The organism is Candidatus Marinimicrobia bacterium CG08_land_8_20_14_0_20_45_22 (assembly GCA_002774355.1).
Classification (GTDB): Bacteria; Fidelibacterota; UBA2242; order UBA2242; family UBA2242; genus 0-14-0-20-45-22.
Genome location: PEYN01000084.1, coordinates 1 through 22,178 on the forward strand (window position 1 = coordinate 1; position 22,178 = coordinate 22,178).

18 protein-coding genes are annotated in these 22,178 nt (G+C 42.4%); 2 read left to right on the forward strand and 16 right to left on the reverse strand.

The window, feature by feature from the left end; all coding sequences use genetic code 11:
- Window positions 1–153 precede the first annotated feature (153 nt).
- The 14 genes from COT43_05185 to COT43_05250 form a co-directional block, all read right to left on the reverse strand.
- Window positions 154–414, reverse strand: coding sequence for a hypothetical protein (locus COT43_05185; protein ID PIS28926.1), 261 nt, complete (start codon window positions 412–414; stop codon window positions 154–156).
- Window positions 411–1,550 (reverse strand): RNA methyltransferase, encoded by a 1,140-nt coding sequence (locus COT43_05190; protein ID PIS28927.1) that lies wholly within the window; start codon window positions 1,548–1,550, stop codon window positions 411–413. Before COT43_05190 ends, COT43_05185 begins: the two co-directional genes overlap by 4 nt.
- 9 nt (window positions 1,551–1,559) lie before the next feature.
- Window positions 1,560–2,591, reverse strand: a complete 1,032-nt coding sequence (locus tag COT43_05195; GenBank protein ID PIS28928.1) for a mechanosensitive ion channel protein MscS — start codon at window positions 2,589–2,591, stop codon at window positions 1,560–1,562.
- Entirely contained in the window at window positions 2,588–3,595 is a 1,008-nt protein-coding gene (locus tag COT43_05200; protein PIS28929.1) for an acetyl-CoA carboxylase carboxyl transferase subunit alpha, read from the reverse strand. The genes COT43_05195 and COT43_05200 overlap by 4 nt, the downstream gene beginning before the upstream one ends.
- A gap of 8 nt (window positions 3,596–3,603) precedes the next feature.
- Entirely contained in the window at window positions 3,604–5,673 is a 2,070-nt protein-coding gene (locus tag COT43_05205) for a hypothetical protein (protein PIS28930.1), read from the reverse strand.
- Window positions 5,673–6,392 carry a dolichyl-phosphate beta-D-mannosyltransferase gene (locus COT43_05210; protein ID PIS28931.1) on the reverse strand — a complete coding sequence of 240 codons (720 nt, stop codon included), beginning with the start codon at window positions 6,390–6,392 and terminating at the stop codon, window positions 5,673–5,675. The genes COT43_05205 and COT43_05210 overlap by 1 nt, the downstream gene beginning before the upstream one ends.
- Window positions 6,392–7,273: a dTDP-4-dehydrorhamnose reductase gene (gene rfbD, locus COT43_05215; GenBank protein PIS28932.1), complete on the reverse strand. Its 882-nt coding sequence runs from the start codon at window positions 7,271–7,273 to the stop codon at window positions 6,392–6,394. The genes COT43_05210 and rfbD overlap by 1 nt, the downstream gene beginning before the upstream one ends.
- Window position 7,274: 1 nt before the next feature.
- The gene (purE, locus tag COT43_05220) at window positions 7,275–7,745 is read right to left on the reverse strand and encodes a 5-(carboxyamino)imidazole ribonucleotide mutase (protein PIS28943.1); all 471 of its coding nucleotides are present in this window, start codon (window positions 7,743–7,745) and stop codon (window positions 7,275–7,277) included.
- A gap of 46 nt (window positions 7,746–7,791) precedes the next feature.
- Window positions 7,792–8,838 carry a hypothetical protein gene (locus COT43_05225; protein ID PIS28933.1) on the reverse strand — a complete coding sequence of 349 codons (1,047 nt, stop codon included), beginning with the start codon at window positions 8,836–8,838 and terminating at the stop codon, window positions 7,792–7,794.
- Window positions 8,839–8,936: 98 nt separating this feature from the next.
- Window positions 8,937–11,114, reverse strand: coding sequence for a ribonuclease R (rnr, locus tag COT43_05230; protein ID PIS28934.1), 2,178 nt, complete (start codon window positions 11,112–11,114; stop codon window positions 8,937–8,939).
- A complete protein-coding gene (locus tag COT43_05235; GenBank protein ID PIS28935.1) occupies window positions 11,069–12,607 on the reverse strand; it encodes a hypothetical protein in 1,539 nt (512 codons plus the stop codon). The genes rnr and COT43_05235 overlap by 46 nt, the downstream gene beginning before the upstream one ends.
- A complete protein-coding gene (locus COT43_05240; protein ID PIS28936.1) occupies window positions 12,607–15,996 on the reverse strand; it encodes a hypothetical protein in 3,390 nt (1,129 codons plus the stop codon). Before COT43_05240 ends, COT43_05235 begins: the two co-directional genes overlap by 1 nt.
- A gap of 18 nt (window positions 15,997–16,014) precedes the next feature.
- Window positions 16,015–16,896 carry a hypothetical protein gene (locus tag COT43_05245; GenBank protein PIS28937.1) on the reverse strand — a complete coding sequence of 294 codons (882 nt, stop codon included), beginning with the start codon at window positions 16,894–16,896 and terminating at the stop codon, window positions 16,015–16,017.
- A gap of 98 nt (window positions 16,897–16,994) precedes the next feature.
- Entirely contained in the window at window positions 16,995–18,032 is a 1,038-nt protein-coding gene (locus COT43_05250; protein PIS28938.1) for a low-specificity L-threonine aldolase, read from the reverse strand.
- A gap of 172 nt (window positions 18,033–18,204) precedes the next feature.
- Between COT43_05250 and COT43_05255 the strand changes: the two genes are divergently transcribed.
- Window positions 18,205–19,632, forward strand: coding sequence for a phosphotransferase enzyme family protein (locus COT43_05255; GenBank protein PIS28939.1), 1,428 nt, complete (start codon window positions 18,205–18,207; stop codon window positions 19,630–19,632).
- Between the two features lie 15 nt (window positions 19,633–19,647).
- On the forward strand, window positions 19,648–20,382 hold the full coding sequence (locus COT43_05260) for a hypothetical protein (protein ID PIS28940.1): 735 nt from the start codon (window positions 19,648–19,650) through the stop codon (window positions 20,380–20,382).
- Between the two features lie 7 nt (window positions 20,383–20,389).
- Here COT43_05260 and COT43_05265 read toward each other — a convergent pair whose 3' ends face one another.
- Both COT43_05265 and COT43_05270 read right to left on the reverse strand, forming a co-directional pair.
- Window positions 20,390–21,277 (reverse strand): GntR family transcriptional regulator, encoded by an 888-nt coding sequence (locus tag COT43_05265; GenBank protein ID PIS28941.1) that lies wholly within the window; start codon window positions 21,275–21,277, stop codon window positions 20,390–20,392.
- Window positions 21,278–21,385: 108 nt separating this feature from the next.
- The coding region (locus COT43_05270) for a hypothetical protein (protein PIS28942.1) at window positions 21,386–22,178 on the reverse strand (793 nt) is incomplete at its 5' end.

Below are 22,178 nucleotides of genomic sequence, written 5' to 3' on the forward strand. Positions count from 1 at the left end.
TATGCGCAATTGTTAATTTACTTTGAGGAAATTTTAAAGAATTATGTCTAACTTGTTTATGAGTTTACACACTTTGATTTACACAACCAATTATTTCTCCTTGAGGATAAATTATTTCTCTTCAAAGGTAAATAATTTCAGTTCAAGGGTATTTTATTTTGCTTCAAGGTAATTTATCTCAGAATCTGCACAATAAACTATGTCAATCATTTCCTCTGTGTTTGGAATGGATTGTTTTGTCGGTTTCCCAAACCGTTCTGTTTGGATTTGATGGGTTGTTATTTTTATTGTAGAGACGCCCAAATTGGGCGTCTTTTTACCTGATTTGCGGTAATTTGTATAGGAGACGCCCGGATCGGGCGTCTCTACGGAAATGTTGCATATCAATGATGAATTAACTGTTGGCACAATCAATACATCTCATACTTTGCCAGCCGACCGTCCAGCGCGCCGTTGACCAGCGGCTTTTTCCACGTCGGTTTGAGGCCGATGAACTTCAGCAATTCCTTGTCGCCGACATAGATGTATGCCGTCGATCCTTTGCATTTTTGTTTGAGATAATCGCCGAGATAGGTGTAGAGTTTGGCGATCTCTTCCGGATTTCCCTCGCGGATTCCATAAGGCGGATTACAGACGATGACACGATTTTCGAGGTTGTCGATTTTCATAAAATTCAACATCTTTATTGTGACGCGGTTGCCGGAAGAAATATGATTGACATTTTCGATCGCGATTTTAGTCGCTCGTCCGGAAACGTCGCTTCCGGCAATGAGTCCTTCCGGCAGTTGCCGAAAGTTGTGATAGGCTTCTTCCCTGACGGTTTCCCAGACGGTTTTGTCGAAATCCGGCAGAAACATGAACCCGAAGTTTTTCCGCAGATAACCCGCCGGAATCCGGCAGTACGACATCAACGCCTCGCAGAGCAGAGTTCCCGAACCGCACATCGGATCGTATAAAGGTTTTTCACCCTGCCACTCGGTCAACCGGATGATGGCGGCGGCAAGTGTTTCCATCATCGGCGAAACGCCGGTTTCCGTTCGATAACCGCGCCGGTGAAGCGAACCGCCGGAAGTATCCAGACTAAGCACGGCATGATTATTTTCGATATGAATATTGATCCAGACATCCGGCGTAACCGGTTCGACGTTTGGGCGACTGCCGAATTTTTCACGGAAGCAATCGACGATGGCGTCTTTCACTTTGAGCGCGGCGTATTGAGAATGCGTGATGTGGCTGTTGGCGACCGACGCGAAGACCGCAAAGGTTTGATCCACGCGGAAGAGCGTCGTCCAATCGACAGACTTCGCCACTTTATACAGATAATCCGTACTATGGCAATTGAACGAGATAAGCGGCGCAAGAATCCGTGTCGCCAACCGCGTTTGATAATTTAAAATGTATAATGTTCGTGGATCGGCTTCAAACTGAATGCCGCGATACGAAAGTTTGACGTTCTGCGCACCAAGTTCGGTAAATTCTTCCGCTCCGTGTTCTTCCATTCCACCCGCAATCAACGCAAAGTATTGGCCACTTTTTTGATATTCAAACATTGTTTTCGTTCACTCTCTTTCCCCACCAGCGTTTTTTAATAAGACGCCGCTTTGGGTCATCGGACCCGGAATTCGGTTTTCTTGAAAAGCCTGTTGAATGCGGAGGTAGAATTCGTTTCGGATCGCAAACTGCGCGGTGAACTCCTTAACTTTTATGAAAACATTGAAGTTGATATTCCCATCGTTAACCGAATTCAGACTGAGCGACGGACCGGCATCGGTAACGCCGCCGGGGATTTCTTTCAAAATGTCCCGCGCAATCTGAATGACCAATTTTTCGACTATTTTGAAATCGACCGAAAGCGGCAATGCGACGGTCAGTTCCTTTTCTGGTTTATTATAGTTAGTGATGATCGAAGTCGAAATTTTCACGTTTGGCATAATGATCATATTACTTGCCAGCGATTGAATCGTCGTATTCCGCCAATTGATGTCTTTGACAATTCCTTCATCGCCGGTTTCAAGTTTGACGTAGTCGCCCGGCGAAACCAATCGCGATGCTATGATATGCATTCCGGCAAAAAGGTTCGAAAGTGTATCCTGTAAAGCCAATGCAACCGCCAAACCGCCAACGCCCAATGCGGTCAGAATCGGTGAAATTGAAATGCCTGAATATTGAAGAATTATCAAAATACCGAGAATAATCACAGTTATTTTGGCGATATTGGTGAACAATGAAACCGACGGGAATTGATGTTTGTGCGCGTAAAATTGAATGAAACCGGTGGAAAGCCGTGAAATCATAACCGTCGCAATTAAAATGATCAAAACGATCAGCACTTTATTGATGATGACAAAGATTTCATGCTTGATCGGCATATAGGCCAACGCACCGTAAATTCCGAGAATTCCTGCCATAGCCGTCGGAATTTTATTCAGCGAAACATTGACGATGTCGTAAGAATTCAACTTAGTGCGCTGAATGACTTTTCTCAGTTTGTTAGAAATTATTCTTTCGACGAGAACACCGATAAAAAATCCAAATAAAACGATCACGGCCGGAATTAACCAGTCGAATATCGTTCCTGTTAGGTGATTCATTCGATTTTCCTGTTATTTGAAGATTTATTTGCGCTCGGAACGTTGTTCGATTCGCTCCATGTGCCCATTTTGCTGTATTTTTCGATTCGTTTCCGAATCAGTTCATCCGTCGGAATTGTTATTAATTCGGAAAGATATTTTAAAATTGCAGATTTTAATGTCTGAGCCGTCTGTTCCGGGTTCCGATGCGCTCCGCCAAGCGGTTCTGGGAGAATTTCGTCTGAGATGCCCAAACTTTCCAAATCACGTGAGGTGACTTTCATGGCTTCTGCGGCAACAGACGCTTTTGATGAATCATGGTATAAAATAGAAGCACAACCTTCCGGCGAAATGACGGAAAACCAGGTGTTTTCCAGAAGAAGAATCTTATCGCCAACACCAATTCCCAATGCGCCGCCGCTGGCGCCTTCGCCGATGATGATACAAATAATCGGAGTTTTGAGTCTGGACATCTCAAATAGGTTTTTTGCAATGGCTTCCGCCTGCCCGCGTTCCTCAGCGCCAATTCCCGGAAATGCACCCTGCGTGTCGATAAATGTGATGACCGGCTTATGAAATTTCTCTGCCAATTTCATCGCTCTCAAGGCTTTACGATAACCTTCTGGATGCGGCATTCCAAAATTACGGAAAAGGTTTTCCTTGGTATTCTTTCCTTTTTGATGGCCGATGACGACGCACTGAAAGTCATCAATCGTGGCAAAACCGGCGACGATTGCCTTATCGTCGGAAAAATAGCGATCGCCATGAATTTCGATGAAGTCCGTGCAAATCCGGTTTAGATAATCCAATGTCGTCGGTCTATCCGGATGTCTTGCTAACTGAACTTTTTGCCAGCGCGTTAGATTTGAATGAATTTTAACGATGGTTCTATTCAGTTTTTCTTCGGCTTTTTGAATATCAGCGCTCAGATCGACATTTTCGAGTGAAGACATCTCATACATTTCCTCGATTTTTTTCTCGAGTTCGATGATCGGTTTTTCAAAATCCAATACTATTTCAGACATAATCTTGCCTAAATTTTTAACAGTGATTTTAAGATGATTTCTAAATCCAAAAACAGCGTGTGGTTCTGCAGATAGTAATGTTCGTAACTCTGTTTATCTTGTTCGTCAGGACGATGATTTCCCTGTAGTTGTGATAAACCCGTCAGCCCCGGCTTACAACGAAACATCCTGTTGTCGGAATTTGCCGTCAACAGATCGTTACCGACAAAACTCAAGTCTCCGGAAAGAATGGAAAATAGCAAAGGAAACCGTTCGATAAAAATGCTACTACCATTATTCCACTTTTTTTGGAATAACCGGGCGATAAATTGTCGGTGTTCTTCCCGTAAAAATTCCACTTTCCGCAAGCGATACCCGCGAATCCATGCGTAAGGAAAAATAAAAGGCGTTAGCAGGAGCGCGCCTATAGTTGAAAAAAGAATATCAAATAACCGTTTCTCAAGACGATTTCCAAACGAATACAAATTATAATCCAGTTCGATCAACGGGATGTCTTCGATTTTCTCAACGCTGGATTTTCCAAGAATAAAATCGAGGTTTTTCGGAACGATTTTAACATTGACATGCGATCCTTTGACGTCGTCAATTACATTAAGAATGTCGTCGTTGCTGAAGCGATCGGTCGTGAAAATAATTTCGTTGGCTTTCTGAATTCGGAGGATTTCCTTAAGATCATCCATCGTTCCGAGAAACGAAAAACCGGCGATTTTTTCGTGAACGAACTTTTTATCGACAAAACCAAGAATCTCGAATCCGTGCTCAATATGCGTCTGCAGTTTCTTGGCAATACGCTTCCCTTCTTCACCACAGCCGGCGATGATCGTACGTCGCGACAGTAATGCCTTGGATAGCGAAGACGCCGGTCGAATGATATTTCTTCGCTGAAAAATGATCATCATCAATCGCCATCCCGGAAGTAGAAGCATTACAATAATGAAACTCCAAACAATCATTCGTGGCGAATAGACTAACTGTTTAAAAGCCGAATTGAAAATGATCGACGCCGCAAAACTCGTCACGGAGGCGACAATGGCTCGAGAATATGACAATTCGCGACGATCGTATAATCCGATGACGTATCCGGTTCCCAGCCACAACAGCAAGTAAAAAACCAGCATGGAAATCAATGTGGAATAATCCGGAAGAGGACGCGGTTGCAATTGGTGAGCGATCAAAATCGACACACACAATAGAAAACCGTCAAACAACATCACAATCTGCTTGTGAATAAGACGTCCGATGATTGAAATGACGCCTCGGAGATAAATACCAATGCGCAATGGAATTCCCAGAAATATTGAATAACTTTTCCGGAAGTTTTTCTTTACGAAGATGTCCATCGCCCTGTAAAATGTGATAAAATTATCAAAGGTTGCTAACTTAGTGCTTTCTCCTTTATAGTGAATAATCTTGGTATAAGGCACATAAAAAATCTTCCATCCAGACTGTTTGATCCGATAGCAAAAATCCAGATCCTCGCCGTACATGAAATAAGTTTCATCCAGACCGCCGATCTTTTCCAAAACTGCACGCCTGAACATTAAAAACGATCCGCTGATCGCATCTACTTCTGCAAGTTGGTCGGGATCAAGGTAAGTTAGATTATATCTCCCAAACCACTTGACTTTGGGAAATAACCAACTTAAGCCAATGATCTTAGGAAGTGCCGTCATCGGAGTCGGAAAACTTCGGCGACATGCTTGTTGTAACGAACCGTCAGTGTTGAGAATCTTGCATCCGGCGGCGCCAACGTCGTCACGACTCCTAAAAAAGTCGATCATTGTGCTAATTGTATCTTCTTGAATGAGAGTATCAGGATTTAGAAGTAAAATATACTGTCCATTGGCGATTTTTATGCCTTGGTTGCAGGCGGCGGCAAAACCCCGATTCTCTTTATTGGCAATCAACTTGAAATCTGGAAATTTAAACCGCACCATTTCGTCGCTACCATCGGCAGAATTGTTATCAACAACAATAATTTCGCCGGAAATACCTTCCAAAGATTTGATCAGCGAAACAATGCACTGATAAAGGAATTCTTTTACATTGTAACTGACGATGATAATGGAAATGGTCATCAGCGCAACATCCGTGTTAAACTAAGAAATTTCAATTTCCAAACCATGAATATGGCTTCCCAAACGATATTACGGGACATTTTCGATTTGCCTTCCGATCGTTCAACAAAAACGATGGGGATTTCCGTTACATTAAATCCTTTATCCCAGGCGCGAAAATCCATTTCGATTTGAAAGGAATAGCCGGATGATTTGATTCGGTTTAGATCGATATTTTCTAGCACTTTTCTGCGAAAGCATTTAAATCCAGCGGTGGCGTCTTTCAGCGGCATTCTCGTCACAAACCGCGTGTAATAATTAGCGCCATAACTCAGTAAAAGGCGTTTAATCGGCCAATTAATAACGTTGACGCCATTACAATACCGCGAGCCGACGACAAGATCGTAACCGGACTCGCATTTTTCAATCAATCTCGGAACGTCATCCGGATTATGAGACAGATCGGCGTCCATTTCTATAATGTATTCATAATCGCGTTCCAGAGCCCACTGAAAGCCCATGGCGTATGCGGTTCCAAGCCCTAATTTTCCCGGTCTTTCTAACAAATAAATATTTTCAAATTTCGGTTGAAGATTTCGGACGATTTGAGCCGTTCCATCCGGACTATTATCGTCAATAATCAAAATGTCCGATTGAATTCTCAACGATCGAAGTTTTTCGATAACAGCTTGTATGTTTTCTTTTTCGTTGTAAGTCGGTACGATGACCAGCGATTTCACTATTCGGTTCCTTTCATGATCGTCAGTGCTTCTTTGATTGAAAATATTTTAACGTCTATTTCCTTCCGGATTAAATCTGTTATCAATCCTGCTTTAAAAGGTCGCGGCGCTAATTGTCCTAAAGTCCGCGTTGTAATCGGGCGAATAAATGTCGGATCGAGTGAATAGATCGATGCAATCTCCAACGCAAATTCAAACCGGTTGATATAATCCGAGCCGGCATAATGATACAGTCCTAAAATCTGTTTATCGATAACCTTGTCGATTGCCATTGCCAATCCGTCCGCCCATGTTGGATTTCCAAACTGATCGTTCACGACACGAATGGTTTCCCTGTTTGTAATTTTATTCAGAACCCAACTGACAAAACTTGCTTCTTGAAAATTAGAGTCTCCGAAAAGGACATTGGTACGAATAATCGTCCATGGAATCGACGAATGCCGGATCGCTTCTTCAGACAATAATTTCGTCATGCCATAATAATTAATCGGTTTTGGCGTATCGGATTCATGATACGGACCACGCGTTCCATCAAAGACATAATCGGTAGAAATATGAATAATTTTTGCGTCGGTTCCCGTCAAAGCGATTAAAATATTTTTCACGCCATCAACGTTAACTCTGTGTGCAAGTTCCCGATTCTTTTCTGCTCCGTCCACATTGGTATATGCCGCGCAGTTGAGTATTAATTCCGGTTGAAATTCGGATATAACGCGTTTGACATCTTCACCATTTGTAATATCAAGAGGCATGTAAGGGATTGTGTTTGAATACGTTAATTTATCGGCAAGATCGGTCGCTAACAGTTTATGTTTTTCAGCAAGAATATCTGTACATTTTTCTCCAAGCATTCCATTGGCGCCGGTAATAAGAATTCTCATTTTATTTTAGGTTGCTCCCGTTTTTTTGGAACGTTTCTAATTTTTCTCGAATCATTGAATCAGATAGCGAAAGAATCCGTGCCGCAAAGACAACCGCATTGATAACACCCGCAGAACCGATTGACATGGTCGCAACAGGAATTCCTTTGGGCATTTGCACGATCGAAAGTAAAGCGTCCAGACCGTTCAGCGACGAGGCATCTAATGGTACGCCAATAACCGGGCGCGTTGTTACAGCCGAGACGACTCCCGGAAGATGTGCCGCCATTCCGGCGCAAGCAATAAATATTTGTACTCCTTCCGATTCCGCTGAACGAATGTATTGCATTAATTCATCGTGTTGTCTGTGCGCGGATATTACTTTGATTTCGTGTGAAATTCCAAAGTAACTCAGGTACGTTTTTGCGTCTTCAACAACAGCGAGATCCGAACTGCTTCCAACAATTATTGATATTTTTGTCAAGGTTCTCATTACTTCCATTTTAATTTACTTCCAGTTTATACTTTCAAACAACGAGTTATTTTCCATATTCTGAAACGTCGTCATAATAAGTATCGGTCATCTTAGTTGTAAATGTCTCTGCTATGATCTCAACCTGTCTGAGCAAAATGGACGAATTTGCTCCTGGATCAAATAAAACGATGTCGATAACAAAAGTTCTATCGGTTTTTGAATCATAAAATGCGTAGGTAACGAACGGACCGCCTTTCGCTTCCTTCGTACGATACCACAAGCCGGACATTCTCAATGCATTCCATTCACCGAACTGCGTAAAATAGGTTCCGAGAAACCGTTTGTCTGTTTCTGTATCCTGATAATATTTCCCAATCTGCTGTCTTTTTTCGAACAATCCATTGGCGGTCAGCCACTCCGTTTTGATCCCGTTTTCCCATGATACAGAAAGCCAGCGATACGGATAGCCTCTTCCGATCCAGACGAATTTTCTGAGATTCGATTCCCGAATGATGACGTAATCATGCTGAATTCTCAATGTCCATTGATATTTTTCACAAAGCGTGCGGGACATTTTCTTCTGTTCGCCTTTTGAGTAAATATCTGCCTTTTCAGTTTGTTCAAATTTCTGATTGAACTTTTCGTATAGCCAGCCTTTTTGCTCCAAAATATTTTGATTCATTCGCTTCAAATCTTTTCCGGCGATAACGACAACCATCTGTCCATCGACCCAAACATCATCAATTGCATAAATGAAAATGCTGTCCTGTTCCGCCAAATGATATTTTTCTGGCGGCAAAATCCCTTTGGCTATTTTCATCCCAAGGCCTGTTTTATTCAAATCTGCGATGACGATAAGATTTTTAAATCGCGTCACTTCGGGAAAAGAATCTAAAGGTTTCCAAACGGTCTTGAAGAATTTGATAAATTCCGGTGACCTGTATCCGAACGAAAAAGTCGTGTCGATGGCTGAACCAACGATTTGACGGGTCTCTTCGTCGGAAAAAACGTAGATCGTATCGCTGGCGCCAATCCCTTTCTGCCGATAGCCGCACATTGACATCGTCAGACACGTCAGGACAATTATACATCCAGATATTTTTCGGAACATCCCAAAACTCCAATAAAAATCATTTCAAATCAACGAATGTTCTTGTGTTACTAAAATTTAGCCCGAATAAACTTCCCGCCCTAACTCTTTCTTTGGATTCACTCGCCCCATTCAAAGTCGATCAACTTATCTGCGAGTGATACGCTTGCGACTTTGACAGACACTTCATCGCCCATGCAAAAGATTCTTCTGCTTTTTCTCCCACGCAGTTGTCGTCTCTCTTCATCGAAGATATAGAAATCGTCTTCAAGCGTTCGGACATGAACAAGTCCCTCAATTAAAAATTCACTGATTTCTACAAAGAAACCGTAGTCGAACACGCCGGTGATAACGCCTTTGTACCACTTGCCAATCTTTTTAGAAATGAATCGGATTTGTTTCACTTTTCGATATTCGCGCTCGGCTTCCATAGCATGAATTTCCGCTTCGCTCGCTTGCTTCGCGATGTGTGGAATTTGGCGACGATAACGTGCAACATCCATTTTAGAATATTCAGAAGAGTAGACTTTCAGCAATCGATGGACGATCAAATCCGGATAACGCCGAATCGGCGAAGTGAAATGCGTGTAATATTGAAAAGCCAACCCGAAATGTCCCAGCGGCTGTTGTGAATATATCGCCTTTGTCATCGATCTCAGTGCAAACTGCTCGACATAGTTATGGTACGATTTTCCACGACTTGTTTCCAGAATTTTTTGCAGATAAAGAGATGTCAATTCACACGGTTTTGAAAAGTTTAGCCCTAAGTGCTTCAGTCCAAGGAAAAAATCGTCAACGTCTTTCTTCGATGGCGGTTCGTGAATCCGATAGATCAGCGGCAAACGCTCCTTTTTGCGATGAACGGCAATATGTTCCGCCACGCATCGGTTGGCGAGCAACATAAACTCTTCGATCAATTCATGACTTTCGAGACGAACGCTCGGTCGGATGGTTATTGGTTCACTGTTTTCATTTAGTGTGATCACCGGTTCCGGGATTTGAAAGTCAATACTGCCGGCTGTTTTTCGTTTTTCCCGAAGTACTTTGCTTAAATCCCGCATCTTGAGCAAGGTTTCTGAGTAATCGCCGATTTGGTTGTCCAGAATCGTCTGAACTTCCTCATAATTGAATCGGCGTTTGGAGCGAATTACGCTTGGGAGAATTTCGTACCTAAGCAATTCTCCTGTTGGTGAAATTTTCATAACGACGGAAAAAGTCAGGCGATCTTCATCGGGTTGGAGAGAACATATCAAACCGGAAAGTCGTATCGGGATCATCGGAACAAAAGATTCCGTGAAATAGACGCTTGTCCCCCGCTTTCGCGCTTCCAGATCGGTAGCGCTTCCATCCGTAACAAAATAACTAACGTCGGCAATGTGAACGCCCAACTCCCAATTTTCATCACCGTTGGAAGTTAGTGAAATCGCATCGTCAAAATCCTTCGCTTCAATGGGGTCGATCGTGAAAATATCGTCGTCGCGAAAATCTTTGCGAACTGTAAGTTCTTTGTCCATATCGGGTAGACGAATCGCGTCTGTTTCCAGTAGAACTTTCCGAGGAAAATCGAGTGGCAAACGAAATATTTTTTTTAAAATGGTCAAATCGTCCTTCGGATTGTCAGGCATTCCGAGAACTTGTTTAATTTCCGCATGAGGAATTATTCGTGGTTTTTCCCATGAAAATGAAGCCAATTCTACCAGCATTCCATTTCGAATATTATGATACTCGCCAATGATTTCAATGCGGATGCGCGGATTCGGCGATTCGGCAAAAGCGTACCATTTTGAGGATGTTCTCGACAAAACGGCAAAAACCGGTTCTTTTGACCGGCTAACAACGCTCAGAATCTTCCCTTCGGGATTTTGACCGGACTGTTTTCGATGTTTTTCAATACGAACGACGTCGTGATGAAGAGCAGTCAGCGTCTGTTTCTCAGGAATGAAAAACTCATTGCCATCCGGTGTTTTCACGAAAGCAAATCCTTTGCGGGTGAACGAGATAATACCTTCGGTTTGTCTGGATCGATCCAGTTTTGAGATGGATTGTCGCCTTCCTTTTTCTATTTTTCCTTCAGCCGTCAATCTCCGAATCAATCGCTTGAAGTTCAGATAATTGGCAGATGATACACGAAGACTTTTTGCCAACTTCTTCGGTCTAAAAGTAGCGTCTTCGTTTTTCGCAAGATGAGTAATGATTTCCGCTTCCCATCTTCTTTCCGTATCGCTTGCTGAAATTTTCTTAGTAGTTTTTTTCAAAATTGATTCTCCAAAAAAACATGTACTTTTGCGGTTGAAAATGTGTCTTTTTCACCAAATCCGTAATCAATTCCGATAACGCCCATCCGTGATTCCAGTCTTAACCCAGCTCCAAACGAACTCGGATAACCTTCCTTAAAAGTCGTTTTCTGCGCCATCTTGTAATATCCCTGATCATAAAAAATATAAACACGGCTTAAATTACCAATCAGCCAGCGAATTTCAAATGAAAGCCAACCGATTTCCGTACCATGAAAGAAATCATCTGAATAACCTCTCAAACTCTTTGCCCCACCAAACCAGAATTGATCGGCGTAAGTCAATTGCCCTGAAGAAATCCAATTCCCAGCGTATTGTCCACCAATCGTACTGACTAATAACCTGTAAAACGGGAAAATACATTCAGCCGTGATTTCAGACTGATACTGTACTCGACGGCGTGTTTCTTGAAGTTCCCTGTCACCGATTAAACCTTCTATTTTCAATTGAAATCCGCGTGTTGGATTCAGTGGTTTGTCTCTTTGGTCTGTTGTGAATTGAAGTCCAAGTGACATCGTTTTCGCAGAAGTTAGTCCGAGTATTGTTCGTCCGCTGGGTGTTGGCAATGTCGATTTCCGGCTGAATTTCGCCTGAAGATCGCCATTCGTTAAATACTTACCAATGCCAATCTCAATTTGCCGCGTAACTAAAACCGTGTCGCGTAAAATCTGCTGGAATTCGCCTTCGCCAAATAGCGAAGTTTTCCATATCCATGGTTCCGCATAAGCCACATAAAGTTCCTGTGAATATTGGTTGATCTTAGACCAATAAATCGAAATACGCCTACCTGTTCCGGACAGGTTTTGGACCTTCAAATCAAACTGTCCGGTGAAATATCCTTTCTGATCATTTTTTCCCGGAACATAGCCAATGACGCCCGCAAAACGATTATCAGGTTTTTCATGTATTCCGATGACCAATCCGTAACCGCCTTCTTTTATGCGGACGATTTCCGGCTGAGCAGTAATTTCCAGAAATGGATATTTTCGGAATGAATTGCGAATTGTCCGGTTCAGCGATTCGCTCCAGACCATTTTTCTAAATCGTTGGATTTCCCGATTTAGTAGCCGGCTACTCGTTTTTTCGTTGCCTTCAAAATAAAAAGTATCGATCCTGACTTGCTCTCCCCAATTGATCCGAAAAAGTGGATTCAGATAGATTTTACCCATCTTTTCCAAAGGTGTCGCATCTGTCATTTCAAAAAATGAAAAATAAAATCCTTCTGAAATGGGAATAGATAAGATTGCGTCTGTCAGTCGGTTAAATCCCTCAGTATCGACTTTGACATTATAAAATTCGTTTCGGATTTGGTCGAGTTGTTTATCCATCATCACTCGCTCCGATTCGATTCGGATTTCGCCGAAAAATGTCGAATCTTGTGGAGTTTCAGGGAGAAGCCAGTTCTTATAAATCACTAAGAACATCATCAAAAACAAACCGAATTTACCAGTCAGAGTGATTCCAAGAAAGTGCTTAGTCAGATTGAATTTCATCATTAAAACATCGCCCGGATTTCGCCACTACCCACATGATAGACATCTCGGTCGGGTTCGTTCCATCCTTCATAAACCGCTCGCAGGCTGACATTTTTCCCGATCTGATACTCGAATGTCGCACCCCAGCCAATTGTCCAACCTTCACGTCTGCCACTGCCCATTTCCCAAGGAATCGCCGTATCTTTTGGCGTGACTTTCATTTGATCGATTTCGGAGAAAACTCGCCATCGTCCTTTTCCCGCCACTTTTCTCTCATAACCGAATTTCGTTTGCGTCAAAAGAGCAACAACGGGATCACCGCTGGTTCCACGATCTCGGTTAAACGTCAAATCGCCGTCGATCAAGTGAATGCGGCTCCACAACCTTGAAATTTTACTCTGAAATGCGAGCGTCTGAATGTTTCTTTCACGTGTGGAACTAATTTCCGATTTTCTGATCAACTGTTTTTCTGATAATGTCGCGTCAATAGTTGTATTTTTCAGAAATTGTCCTTTATATCGCAATGATGTTTCGCTGTTCTGTGTATTTTCCTTTCCACGCACATCGAGTTGGCTGATCTGGTCTGTCTGTTGTACCCGAAATCGAAAATCGCCGTGTATTTTTTTTAGCCGATACGAAATATCCTGTTGGATCGAACGGTTAAAGTACGCCCAATTTGTATCAACGGGCGCGGTCCGAAATGTCCACAAACCGAGCGATCCTTGTTCTTTTCGAATTTGTTGATCGAGCCGAAAATCCGTCACTGCGGTCATTCTTGTAAAAACCATGTTTGCAAATCGGTTCCGAAGCACATTGCCGAAAAACTGGAGCCGAACACCATTTTGAATGCTGGTCACCGGCTCTTTGATGTCCGTCGGCAAAATGCGTAGAATGTAATCGCCCTGCGCATGTGGAACGTAATCAGCAAATGTCGAATCATAGAGATAATCCCCTTTCCCTACTCCGACGTAATAATATCGCCGTTCTTTTTTAACCGTACGCTCTTCTTCGATCTTCATATTCGTTTCCCAACGCACTGGAAAATTTCGCGGATTTTGTTGGACCATTGCCGAAAGAAGATAGAAATCAGCATTCGGTATTGAATTATCACGGTAATATTTCTTATTCCGATGAGTGATGTCCCATTTGGCAGAAAGCGTCTTCCAATCCAGCAATTCGCCGCTAAAGATCAAGTTTTCGGCTTCAGAATTTTTAACCCATCCGCTATCTCGTTTATCATCCGTTCGCGTGAATCTCTCAATTTTCCATCGAAGTTTTTTTGCCTCTGGTGAAATCAGACCAATTGATTTTGTCTCAAACCGAAATGACACATTTTCTGATGAATCATTTACCAAATTTTCTGAATAATACTCAGCATACGGCCGAAATCCACGGATTTTGAATTGAACACTCGCACGTTGACGAATCCAATCCGTAGCGAAAATGTGATGTGTCGATGATCGAATTTCTTCGTGCGAGATTGAGCCGTTTTCCAGAATTCCGTACCGAATCGAACCATTAGCTTTGTATCGAGCCGATTTCAAAGAATCGAGAGTCAATTGTCCACCGTCGAACCCGACCGTAAACCTGTCCTTTACCTGCCAAGTCATCTTTCCTTCAACCATTTGCTGACCTGAGGTTGAATCGGAAGGCAGATTCCATTTTCGGAAATATTCGACCTCCTGATTTCGATCAATTGGGTTAAACCGTTTCTCCTGATTGAGAAGTTTTCCGGTCAAATCAATCTTTCCGAATTTTTCCGTTGGCAACAACAGATTCGCCGAAACACTCATTGCATTTCCGAAGTTATCATTATCATCATATCTTGAAAACGTATTCTTATCAAGAGACGATCTGGCAAATTCCGTTTTCAGATTGAAAAACTTCGAAGGTTGCCAATCGCTGGATAGATGAAAAAGCCTTTGTTTTTCCGGCATTTTAAGTGGTTTAACCGGAGAATAAACCGCTTCTTCTTTCACGGACTCGGATAAGTTTGGATCCGATTTATTCACCCATTCATAATAGATTAAATCGGCGGTGTAACGCTTTCGATATTGACCGGATTTGCCGATTAGATAAAATGCCGCCGTGTGCGTTCCATTTCCGCTTCCGACAAATATCAAAATAGAATCGGAAAGTATATATGAACCAGAACTATCAGTAACAATCGTTGAACGAAATGCTATTGACTCTAAATCTCCGGCTTCACGGAGCGTTTTCTTCTCCGCTTCGCTCAGAGTCATGTCGATTGGATTATCTTTGTCTGCCGATTCATTGATCATTTCAGCCGACAGATGCAACCGATTTGAAAATCCTGAGACTGACGTTTGTGCGAGCCAGATGTTATTTTGGTAAATTAGATCAGAATATTGAAAATCAACGGTAATCCTCGAATCTGATGTGATTAGTTGCCTTGCCGTAAACATGATTTCTGCAGTGGAATAATCGATGACGTAATCGGAGTTTTCCCCGCGACTCATCGCTTTGCCATCTATCCAGACTTTCTCAGTTCCAGCCAAAATGATAATCGCCGTCTCGCCATTTTTCCCGGTCAATGGGTAAGGTCCTTGATTCCCTTCCTGTCCGAGAAAATAATTGGAATAATATTCACCTTTGCTAACTGCTCCGGCAATTTTAGTCTGAAGAATTCCGCGCTTACTTTCGGCAATCATTCCTTGAAGTTTCCGGCTGTAACTCCCAAATTGACCGTTCGTTAGTGACAATTCATAATCGCCGAAAGTCACTTTCTCTTTGGGCATATTGACAGTAATAAAGACTTTATCAATTTCATCTAAAGCCTGTGTGTTGCCTTCGGGCTGAATCGGAAGATTTCTGTCTGTCAACGTCCCAATAACGGAAATATCGTCGCTCAGGTTTCCCTGTAGTTCAAGATTCAATCCAGATTGAAGTGAAAGCCCGCTTTCGCTTCGTAATGTAACGCCGCGATAGATCGTCCCTGATTTTAGAAAGTCATATTCCGTTGAGGTCTTCAATCGCGATTCCTGCTGGAGAGGTTGGATGTCCACTTTTTGCTGAGATGTTGGAATATATAAACGCGGCGGCAAGTTAAGGATGCCTTGATAAGGAAAATGAGCGTCGAGATATTTATATGAAATCCGTACAATCGTAGAATCGGGAAGTTTTGTACCGATTCGAAGCGTTCCGTTTTTCGCGTTTAGGTTACCGACAATAATAGAATCTGTCAAAGCATTTTCTGTGTTAACATGAATTGATGACGGAATGATGAATCTGTGACTCAATTGAATCATCGTATTAGAGGCTGAAATGTAAATTTGATCCGTTGCAGGAGTCTGAGATTTTACGAAAGCCGGCATTGCAAACAGTAAGGAAAAAATGAACCGCAACTGAACGAAATCTAATAGGTTCTTCTTTTTAAAAACTACAACCATTCCAATTTTTTATCGCTGTTATTTCAATTCGTTTATGTCGCAAACGAGAATCGATCCTGTCTGAGTAAGCAAGTATATTTTTGAATCGTTTAAAGCGCCTGCGATCCACTTCTTATTCGAATTACCGCCGACTTGAGCGGGTTCATACCATTCGTCGATCTGTTTTGAATATAAAATCGCTCCGGGTTTGTCATCGAAAAAGATTAGGATGTTTTCATTAATCAACGTCATTCCAATTGCAATTCCATTTTCTGGCGATTTTACTTCGGTCAGAAACGTTCCGAATCTGTCGAAGATTAAGACCTTTCCTGATTTTTCCAGAACGTACAAATTTCCAGACGAACTTATCCGAATTTGAACAGGTTCCATCAACGAATATTTCCCGTATTCAAAGCCTGCGAACGTTGTTACCTGATTATTTAAGATATTGAATTTCAATACGTCACGGTTTTCATTTTCCAAAACAAACATTTCGCCAATCTCAGATACGGCGACGCTTAATGGGAAAGGAATTATACGATCGTCGCCATTTTTTGGAAATACTGTCACATAATTCAAATTGCGATCGTACAATGTGATCCGATGATTATTCAAATCCGCTACAAGCAATTCTAATCCCGAAGAAACACAGATATCGGTAGGTGTATCGAATTGGCCTTCGTTCCAGCCAAATCCGCCATTTTTCCTTAAAATAAGTCCGTCATTATTGACATTATAGATTTCATGGAATTTACTGTCTATTAAATATATGTCGCCGAATTTGGAGACAGCAATTTTTGAAAACCGTACTCCTTTCAGAACTGGATCAGGCTGAATGATTTTTTCAAGAATCAGTTGACCGAATAACGAGCCGCACATTAGAATTATCGAAATGAAAACTTTCATTGAATCCATCCTCATATTTTAAAAGCCGACGAGATTTCGCTTGTCTTTGCTTTGCTGAGATAGAAAATTAATCAGCACCGAGTCGGATGTCACAATTACGTCTTCGGTACCCGCTATTTTAATATTTGCTTAAAGACTTTGATGGTTTCATAAATTTGCGGATTCGTGATATCCAGATGCGTAACGGCGCGCAGTTTTTCCGAAGTGATCGGATTCATACCAATTCCGCATTCCCTCAGCGCTACGGAAAACGACTCTGCGTTGAATTTTGGATGTCGGACGTAAATCATGACGATATTGGTTTCGACGCTATCCATATCCACCTTGATACCCGGAATCTGGCTGAGCCCGAGTGCAAGTTCTTTCGCATTTTGATGGTCTTCCGCCAGTCTATCAACGTGATGGTCTAAAGCGTAAATGCAAGCCGCGGCTAAAATTCCCGACTGTCGCATTCCACCGCCAAATATTTTCCGATAGCGTCTAGCTTTTTGAATGAACTCTGCCGATCCGGCAAGAATAGAACCCACAGGCGCTCCAAGACCCTTCGAAAAACACATGCTAACGGAATCAAAATGTTCCGCCCACTTTTTTGCGGGAATTCCAGTGGCAACCACAGCGTTCATCAGCCTTGCACCATCCAGATGCATCAAAATGTCCCTCGATCTTGCGAGAGATGACAAATTTTTTATCGCCTCGAGTGGGTAGATCGTTCCGCCCGCTCGGTTGTGTGTGTTTTCAACCGTGATCATCGAGGTCTTCCCAGCATGAATATTATCAGGACGGATTGCTAATTTGACATCTTCAATATCCATGACGCCCGATCGTCCTTTGACCGGACGGATTTGAACAAGCGAATGAAAAGCCGCTCCACTTGCTTCATAATTAAAGATATGGCAATCCGACTCGCAAATCAATTCCTGTCCGGGTTGTGTATGACTTTTGATTGCTATTTGATTGGACATTGTTCCGCTTGAAACAAAAATAGCATCTTCTTTTCCCAACAGTGAAGCTACGCGCTCCTGGAGTTCGTTTACCGTTGGGTCTTCGTTGTAAACGTCATCGCCAACTTCGGCTCGGAACATCGCCATTCGCATGCCGGGCGTCGGCTTGGTCAAAGTGTCGCTTCGCAAATCAATGACTATCGGATTCATTTTCTACTATCCTTCATTTAAATTAACGTCGTGCGAATTTAACTAAAAATATGAATTAATGAAAAAATCATCCTGTTAACGTCCAGCGGTGTGGTTTGGTATCGATTCTATCTGAAGTTCCGACAAATTCCTTGTTTAATTATTCAAAGAATTCTAAAATTCAAAGGTTATGATGAGCAGTACAAAAGCATTGATAACTAAAATGTTTGAAAGATGGTCGAACGAGCCGGCACTCTCTTTCGATCCTTTGCCGCAATCCGGGAGTTATCGCGAATATTTCAGGCTCAAAAGCGAGACGAAATCCGCTCTCGGCGTTCTAAATCCCGACCGGAAGGAAAACATCGCCTTTATCGGCTTCTCAAAACATTTCCGCAAGCAGGGATTTGACGTGCCGGAGATTTACGATGAAGAACTCGATCATTCGATTTATCTGATTCAAGACCTCGGCGACACGACGCTCTACTCTTTTCTCACTCAGGTTTACAAGAATGGCATTTTCCCAAAGAATTTAATTGATATTTACAAACAGGTCGTAGCGATTATGCCGCGCTTCCAGGTTATTGCCGGACGGGATTTAAATTATTCCCTCTGTTATCCACGTTCCCGCTTCGACAAGCGTTCGATGATGTGGGATTTGAATTATTTCAAGTACTATTTCCTAAAACTTGCCCGCGTTTCGTTTGATGAACAGGAACTTGAAGACGATTTCCAGAAATTTTCCGATTTTCTGCTAACTGCAAACTGCAATTATTTCCTCTACCGCGATTTTCAATCCAGAAACATCATGTTGTTCAGCGGAAAACCATACTTCATCGATTATCAGGGCGGCAGAAAAGGCGCGTTACAGTACGATCTCGCCTCGCTTCTCTACGACTCAAAAGCCGATATTCCGCAACATATCCGAGAGGAACTTCTTTACGAGTACATGAAAAATCTCCACACGGTCATTGACTTCAACGAGAAGGAATTTCTTGGCTATTTCTGGGGTTATGTTTTAATCAGAATCATGCAAGCGATGGGCTCCTATGGGTTTCGCGGTTTTTATGAGAAGAAAGAACATTTTCTCAAGAGCATCCCTTATGCGACAGCTAATCTCGAATGGATTCTCTCCCACATTCAATTGCCGATCAATCTTCCAACTCTGACAAATGTTTTGAAAAGCATCACCGATTCGCCAAAACTAAAAACGATTGGCGGAGTAAAAAATCGATTAAAAGTCACTGTCAACAGTTTCGCCTACAAAAGAGGCATTCCAGCGGATCGTACGGGTAATGGCGGCGGTTTTGTTTTTGATTGCCGTGCTATTCTGAATCCCGGGCGATACGAAAAATATAAAAACCTCACCGGAAACGATGCGCCGGTGATAGACTTTTTCAAAACGGAAACAAATATCGACGAATTTCTCGAAAACGTCTATCAAGTTATCGATCCATCGGTTGAAAATTATATCGCTCGAAAATTCACCGACCTGATGGTTAATTTCGGTTGCACAGGCGGACAGCATCGCTCGGTTTATTGCGCGAATGCCTTTGCCGAACATCTCAAATCGAAATTCGAGATTCTAGTGGAAGTCAGACATCTCGTTCTTGAAAATGAATAAAACGGCGGCATTCTCATGAAAGCGATGATTTTGGCGGCGGGACTTGGCACTCGCTTACAGCCGCTGACTAATTCGATTCCCAAAGCACTTATTCCAATTGGAAATAAACCGATGATCCAGCACGTCATCGAAAGGTTAGTCAGGTATGATTTTCATTCAATTATCATCAATGTTCATCACTTCGCTGATCAGTTGATCGATTTTTTAAAAAACAATGATTTTGGCGCGGAAATCACCATTTCCGATGAAAGAAATAAACTGTTGGATACCGGCGGAGGACTTTTTCATGCGGCTCAGTTTTTGGATGGAACAGAACCGTTTCTTCTCCATAATGTAGATGTCTTATCTACGATTGATCTACATACGATAGTTCAACAACATATAGAAACCAACGCCATAGCAACAATAGCCGTTCAGAAACGTCCAAGCAATCGGCAACTGCTATTCGATTCAGAAGGAATATTGTCCGGATGGGAAAACATTCATACTGGTGAAAAGATTATCGTGCGTCGCTCATATAAAGAACTTCATCCGCTCGCATTCGGTGGAATTCATGTCATCAGTCCGGAAATATTCAAATGTCATTATCCAAAAGAAGTTTTTTCTATTACCGATTATTACCTATATTTGGCGCCACAAAAAAAGATTAAAGAATATCAGTATTTCGACGATATTTGTTTAGACCTCGGTAAGAAAGAAAATATCGAAACCGCCCGAAAAATAATTGAAACGCTTTCTGACCGGTGTTAAAAAACCATTATAATTTTTTACGTTTTTTGGGCTTTTGAAGACGCGGTGAGCGGTTTTTATCTATAGAAGTCTCGAGTCTGATCCAACTGTCGCTAATCTTGATCTTCCCTTCTTTGAATAAACCGCCGATTGCTTTCTTAAACTGCTTTTTACTGACGCCAAATTTCGCATAAATTTCTTCCGGCATCGTGTTGTCTGAAAACGGCAAAAATCCGTCGCTCTGATTAAGCAGAACCATGATCTTTTCTTCAACGTCGCTTAGATATTTATAACTCGCCGGTTGAAGGCTCACGTCGATTTTCCCATCCGGACGGATGGTTTTAATATAAGCACGTTTCCGATCGCCGATTTGCACTCGCTCATATAATTCGTTATTGTATAGAAGCCCTTCGTACCTTGCGTTGATGACTACTTTATAGCCGAGATCGGTCTTTTTAAAGAGGATAATGTCAACCTCTTCGCCTTCCTTTAATCTGGAAGAATCCGCATCCAGGAATTTGCGGAAATTGCCCGATGCTACCAGACGGTTCGTCTTTTCATCCAAAAAAATCCGAACAACATACGACTCGCCGAGTTTCATTTCGGGGCTTTGTTCCCGAAACGGTACCAGCAAATCTCTTTCTGGATGCCATTCGATGAATGCGCCGAAATTTGTTACCGCTTTGACTTTTAGAAAAGCAAATCCTCCAACGACAGCCGCCGGTGGAGTCAGCGAAGCGACCAACCGTTCTTTGGAATCCGGATAAATAAAAACTGAAAGCTTATCGCCGATCTTCAGGTTTTCAGGAACATACTTCTTAGGCAAAAGGATTTCATCTTCACCGTTTTTCAGGTAAACTCCGAAGTCCGAAACACGCGAAGCGACCACCTCGTTCATCTTGCCTATATTTACCATTTTCTATCTCTTTCGGTTATAACCATAGAAAATCATCCGGTTAAATAATCGATCAATTTTACATTTTCTTTGCGTTCGTTAGTGTTAATTTGCGGTTTCTTAACTATTTTAATCGAGTAAATCAACGGCAACCAAACAAATCATCAATGTAAAATCAATCAATTGGTCGATGCTAATATATTCGTTACTAATGTGAAATGCTTCGTCGTCTCCCGGCCCCCAACCAACTGCTGTTACGCCACTTAGATTGAGCTCTTTAGCAAACGTTCCACCGCCCATTCCAAACGCTTTTGGCTCGAAACCAAGCACACCCAACGCATTTTGCTGTATCAAATGAACCAGCACATTGTCCGGATCAATTGCATGCGGCTCGCTCCACGCTTGAGTTTCGATCGTAAATTTCCCGTTCGGAACAGCATCGGCACAATTTTGAATCTTCCGAACGACAGACTCTTTTGTCATTCCCGGCACTGTCCGAATGTCGATGTAAATTATGCAAGTTCCGGGAACGATATTCGGAGCGGCGCCGCCGTGTATTTCACCCAGATTCAGCGATGGATGACCTAGAACCGGATGAACATGATAATCGAATTTTAATTTTTCAATTTCGCAAACCATTTTTGCCATCATGAAAACGGCATTGATCCCGCGTTCCGGCGTCGAACCGTGCGCCTGTTTGCCGAACGCCGTGATTTTATATACAGCACGTCCTTTTTCACCGACGTCGATCTCTTTCATATTCCCGCCTATATCTGGAACGATAGCGAATGTCGGATTAATCAGTTTTTCATCTAACAAATAGCCGATCCCGTAATCGGTGCCATCCGGATCGGTCGCTTCTTCATCGGAAAGTGCGGCGATCATGATTTCTCCGTCGAGTTCTTTATCAATCCCTAATTTC